The 6,000-nt window shown below is 41.9% G+C and carries 3 protein-coding genes; 2 read left to right on the top strand and 1 reads right to left on the bottom strand.

Annotated elements, in window-relative coordinates; genetic code table 11:
• Positions 1–21: 21 nt before the first annotated feature.
• Entirely contained in the window at positions 22–852 is an 831-nt protein-coding gene (locus PGQ38_RS05675; protein ID WP_270431012.1) for a helix-turn-helix domain-containing protein, read from the bottom strand.
• 252 nt (positions 853–1,104) lie between these two features.
• Here PGQ38_RS05675 and dapF point away from each other — a divergent pair, with 252 nt between their 5' ends.
• Together dapF and PGQ38_RS05665 are read left to right on the top strand one after the other, a co-directional pair.
• On the top strand, positions 1,105–1,953 hold the full coding sequence (gene dapF, locus PGQ38_RS05670; protein ID WP_270431010.1) for a diaminopimelate epimerase: 849 nt from the start codon (positions 1,105–1,107) through the stop codon (positions 1,951–1,953).
• Between the two features lie 522 nt (positions 1,954–2,475).
• Complete coding sequence (locus PGQ38_RS05665) at positions 2,476–5,871, top strand: penicillin-binding Tp47 domain C-containing protein (RefSeq protein ID WP_270431009.1); 3,396 nt, start codon at positions 2,476–2,478, stop codon at positions 5,869–5,871.
• The last annotated feature ends 129 nt before the right edge of the window (positions 5,872–6,000 follow it).

Here is a 6,000-nt window from a genome sequence, read left to right as displayed (position 1 = left end):
TTTCAACACACTAAATAGCAATTATATTGTCTGGCTCGGCGCGGTGCCAAATTGTTTTTTATAGGCCCGGGAGAAGGTGGTATAGTCGGAGAAGCCGCTTAACTGGGCGGCCTTCAGGATGGGGGTGCCTTCGGAAATTTTTGTGCGGGCGAGAAGAAGGCGCTTGCTAATGATGTAGTTGTGGATGGTGTAACCGGTTTCCTCCTTGAATTTCCGCATCATGTGATACTTGCTCAGGTAGTATTTCCGCGCAAGGGTTTCAATGGAAAGATCTTCAGTAAGGTTGTAGTTAATATAACGTAGAAGCTCTTCTATCTGGGAATCACTGCTGTAGGAATGAGCGTCATAAATGTACTGCTTTTCCAGAAAAATGCGGTTTACATAAACCATGAACTGGGTAAAAAGAGCTGAGCCAAGCAGATCGCTGCCAAATTTTTCGCCTTTTAGGGCAGCTTCCAGTTCATAGAGAAGCTGCTTTAATTTTTCCTGAGTGTCAGAGTCCAGACGGATCAGATTGTAACTCCGGTCAATCGCCTTCTGAAAACAGCGGAGCAGTTCTGTGGATTTGATGTCGTCGCGGATCCATAGTACAAAACGTTCGTATGGAACCGAAAAATCAATTTCCGGTTTGTGGATGGCGTGACGGTTCACGAGGAGAATGTCCCAGGGCTTCAGGTAGTAGGACTTTCCCTCAATGTGGTAGGCAGCCTTTCCGGAAAGAAAGATGATCACCTTGTGAAAATCATGATAATGGTAGGAAAATTCCCGCTTGGTCTGGTCCTTGATGTGAAAAAGCCGGAAATCCTGCTCCAGATAGCCGGTTTTTTCAGTTGGCTCATTGAAAGAATTCATATGTTATGGCTCCTGTTTTTACTATAGTGTGTATGGAACCGCAAACTTTGTTTGCAGCTACGTTTGCGTAGCGTCATATTTCAATTCCGCGCCTTGAAATATGACTTTATTATAAATGAAATATCGCATTTTTTGCAATATATTTCGCAAGTTATTCTATGTACATGGGAAAAATAAACGCTATACTGGATATATAAGATGTGATTTGAGAAAAAAGATCACGGGCGTTTCGTCAGAAAGGAATTGAAAACAATGAGAGACAGCATTATCATGACAAAATATCAGGGCTTTGGAAATGATTATCTGGTACTGGATGCGAAGAAAAACCAGCTTCAGCTGCAGGGCAAAAAAGTTGCGCTTCTTTGCCAGCGGGGATTCGGACTTGGAGCGGATGGTGTGCTTTACGGACCAGTTGACATTAACGGAAAAATGGGAATGCGTATTTTTAATTCCGATGGAAGTGAAGCTACAATCAGTGGAAACGGTGTCTGTATTTTTGCAAAATATCTTATGGACAATGAGTATGTTACAGAGAAAAAATTTGCCATTGAGACCTTATCCGGAACAATCGAAGTAGAGTGTCTGAATGCCAGAGCGACAGAGTTCCGCGTAAACATGGGCAAAGCCTCTTTCCTTTCCAGAGAGATTCCGGTAACTGGCGAGGTGCGTGAGGTGATCGATGAGCCATTTACATTTAACAAGAAAGAATACAAAGCAACTTGTCTCACAGTAGGAAATCCACACTGCATTATTTTCATGGATCAGGTATCACCGGAAAAAGTAAGGGAACTGGGACCATATGTGGAAAATGCAGATGAGTTCCCGGAAAGAGTGAACCTGCAGATCTGCCGCAAGATTGACAAAGGAAATCTGGATATCGAGATCTGGGAGCGTGGCTCCGGTTACACAAAAGCTTCCGGTACAGGAAGCTGTGCGGCAGCCATTGCAGCCTACCGGAAAGGTCTGATGGAAAACAGAATCAATGTAAACCAGCCAGGTGGTATGATCCAGATCGACATTAAAGAAGACGGAACTATTTTTATGACAGGAACTGTTGGATATATTGCGGAGATGAGCGTGGCTGAAAGCTTTTTCTCATAGAAAGAAAATATGGTGTATGGCGCATCCAAACGGCCGTGTCTGTGTAGCAAAACGGCTGTTCTAAAACGTATTTGTGACCGCCAGAGGGCGCAAAATGCAGATATGGCAGAAAAGATAAATAAAAATGAAATTTAAAGGCTGCCAAAGGGAAATGATACACAGTATAATTTTTGTGCATCGCGTAGGAAGGCGGTGCAGCAGATGAAAAATCAGACAAGTCAATATGGCAGTTACTTAATTTTCGATGTACGAGAATCCAGGTATAGAAGTAAGAAGACTTCCGTGCCTGGATTTTTTTACTGCAAATGAGTGTGCTGTCTGTAAGCGATGTCATTATATCTGAAGAGAGGAAAGTAATTAAAATATGGAGACAGAATCAGCTTGTCGGTATACGGAAGCCCACTCTTGTTGATAAAAAAAGTGCAATGTCTAAACTAAAAAAAGATAGACATTTCTAACGCGATTCTGTAAAATAAACAAAGGTTAGAAAATACTAATAATAGTTAAATAAGGAGGAAGAGGATGGCTGACAAAAAGTTATTAAGAAAAATTGCTCCGATCATTATGAGTGCAGCTGTAGCGATGACCAGTTCACCAGTTGGAGTAATGGCAGAAGATTTTACTTCTGGTGAAGTGTCTGTTAAGGTTTCTGATGAGACTATATATGATTCTGATGAGATTTCAGACGACTATGACGAATCATCAGAGGCTGACGATTCAGCAGATTTTGGTACAGACACAGAGGATGGTTTTGAATCTGGAGAAGCCGCAGAAGAGGAGTCTGGATTTGAGGACGGCGAAACCGGAGACACAGAAGATGCTTTTTTAGCAAACACTGAGGGCGAAACCAACAATGAAGCGGGAGCTGTGAAAACAGTGGAGGATGGTCAGATCGTACTGATGAACATTCCCTATGAAGCTTTTTACAGATCTGAGTTGAAAAACAATGATGTAAAAGTAGATGCATTTACATCCGCGACGAAAGCAAAAACAAAGATGAGCGGCGTGATGAATGGAAATGCTGCTTATCATACAAGCGCGGAAGGAAATGAACTTGCAGGTGTTACTTTTCCGGTAAAAGTGAATAAAGCTTCTGATTTGGAAAATTTTAAACAGATTACAGACAGCACTACTATAGAGATTACTACGAACATGAAAGGCCAGGTAAGTACTAATACATATACTGGTGCAGCGGCTCTTATTGAACAGCCAAGCTATACTTATTATGTTCCGGCAGAAACTCCTGCATATTACAAGGAAATGAGCGTAGATGAGAACGAAAATATTTCTTTTGGCGCTGTTCAGGGAATGTCCGAACAGAATGTTAGTGTGAATGCTGAATTAAAGCTTAATTCCAAATATGGAGATTATCAGCTTAAGCTGGATGAGACAGCAGTAAAGGCAGTAGTAAATGCATCTAATGGTGATAAGATTTATGGTGTAATCATCAATACAACAGACGGAACCACTTATGCACTCCGTCATCTTGAGAATATCTGGAAAGGAAAAGAACTTGCATGGAGCACCGGCTTTACAACAGAATCTCACGGTTGCCCAATAAGCTCTGACCACTACAAATCCATGATGGGAAAAACTATTTCCAGCGTAACGTACTATACGGATAAGGGGGAAATTAATTTTGATATTCCAGATACTTATGTTCCGGTAAAAACAGGTGTCAGTGCAACCGTTGACAACATCAAGGTAACAGATGCAGAGGTTAAAGTTGAATTATCTGAAGCACTTCCATCTGATTATTCAAAGAAATATGCAGTTGATGATGTGGAAGCAGCGACAACAGAGACAGGAGTAAAGGTTACAAATCTTACACCTGGAACACATACTCTGACAATTTCCGATGCAAATGGAAAATATGCTCCTGTCAGCGCTACTTTTACAGCAACAACAGATACTGTAATGGCTTCCTATGATGAGTATGAAGGAAAACTGGTTGCTGCGGCAGATATTACCGCTGAGCAGTTTGTTGCATTTACCAAAACAGTTTCAAAAGTAAAAATTGGTGACCAAGAGTATGCTGCAAGCGGAAAAGGTGCTGTGAAGATTGTTCAGGAGGATGGAACTCTTGATTATTCTAAAACAGCTGTAAACGATGGAGATACAGTAGTTGTAAGTGCTGCCGGATACCCAGATGTAACATTTGTTTACAACGAAAACGTATATGTATACGCAGGTCTTACATGGGCTGAGTACTGGGCTTCCGAGGATGTATACAATGCAGACTCCACAGCTTCTTCTGAAGAAAAAGACAGAAGAGGTGAGTCAGACCTTGGAGCATTTGATGCTGTAACAAGAGCAACTGCAAACCATGGCCTTCACAGAGGAAGCTTCCAGGCAACCGCGGTTCTTAATGGGAAAACAGTTTCTCACTGGAGCGCAGACGGAAAAACAGTTTATTATGCCGATGGAACATCAGAAGTATTTAACCGGAACAATGTAACCGGATATACCGTAACTGGCCTGAAATATGTACCGGTTGAGATTAAGAGAGCTGACCTTGCTGCTTTTGCAGAAAGTCATGCAATTGTAAAAAATGGCGGACAGCTGATTGGCGGTTATGGCGAGAAAGAACTGAAATCCTATGAAGCCGTTGCAAATGTAACTGCAAATACAAATGGTTTGAAAAAAGTTACAAAAGCTGAAGCTGGTAGCTTTGTAATCGGAGCAAGACAGAACGGAACTGAGTCTGGTATCAAAGATGCAGAGCTGAAAGTGGCAGACGGAATTACAGCAACTGTAAAACCTGGAAATGGTTCTTATGGTGAGTTCCTGAGAGTTGACCTGACTGGAAACTATGGCGATCTTGGTGCACATATGCAGTCTGTTGAGTGGGCATATTATGGAAATGATTCCACTTATACAAACAGACTTGCAAACTATGGAACAAAATTTGCAGCTGATAACTGGATGCATAAAATGATGGGTATCCAGCTTGGCCTTACAGAATCAGGAAGATGCAAGCTTCCGGAAGGAACTGACGGAACTGGTTACTGGATCCTTACTGTTCATGCCCTTGGATACCAGGATTACGTTGTAAAATTCCAGGCAAAAGCTGAGAATATTGCAAAACCTGCAGGTGATGCAGATTCCACACCACTGGAAAACATTATCGCAGAAGCAAAAGCCCTGAATGAGGCTGATTATACTCCGGAGAGCTGGGCTGCTGCAAAAGACAGCATTGCAAATGAGCTTGAAGAGTGTGAGGAAATGCTTGCAAATATTAAGAATCAGACAACGTATGGCGTAGAAGAGCAGATCGGACATTTAAGAGAAGCTCTTAATATGCTTGTAAAAGCTCCGGCTCCAACTGCAACGCCGGCACAGCCAACTGCAACACCAGCCCCGGCACAGCCAACCGCAACACCGACCCCTGCACAGCCAACTGCAACACCGACCCCTACGCAGCCAACTGCAACTCCTTCACCGACTGCAGCACCGGCCAAAGGAATTACAGCAACTGCAAAAGCTTCCACAATTTATACCAAAGGAAAAACCTCTACAACCATTACGGTTGTAAAAAATGATGTAACTGGAAAAGTTAAATTTAAATCCAGCAACAAGAAAGTAGCTACTGTTTCTTCCAAAGGTGTTGTAAAAGCGAAAAAAGCGGGAAAGACAACCATTACTATAAAGGTTGGAAATTACACTAAGAAAGTAGTAATCCAGGTTAAGAACCCTTCTCTGAAGCTTGCAAAATCTTCTGCAACAATCAAGAAAGGCAAAACAGTAAAAATCAAAGCAATCGCAACACCATCCGGAAAAGTAACATATAAGTCCAGCAACAAGAAAGTAGCGACTGTTACTGCAAAAGGTGTTGTAAAAGGTAAGAAGAAAGGTACTGCAACCATCACTGTTACAAGTAATGGGGTATCTAAGAAATTCAAAGTAAAAGTAAAATAATTGGTAACCATTCAGAAGGTACTGAACAGTTACAATAATTGTTACAAAGTTTTTACTGGTAACAAATAAGACTTGTGTGAAACAAGGCAAAGGAACGGGGGCCGTTTTTAACAGCCCCTGCTTTTGCTT

The organism is Blautia faecis (genome assembly GCF_027662325.1).
Classification (GTDB): domain Bacteria; phylum Bacillota; class Clostridia; order Lachnospirales; family Lachnospiraceae; genus Blautia_A; species Blautia_A faecis.
This window is presented reverse-complemented; position numbering and strand designations above follow the sequence as displayed.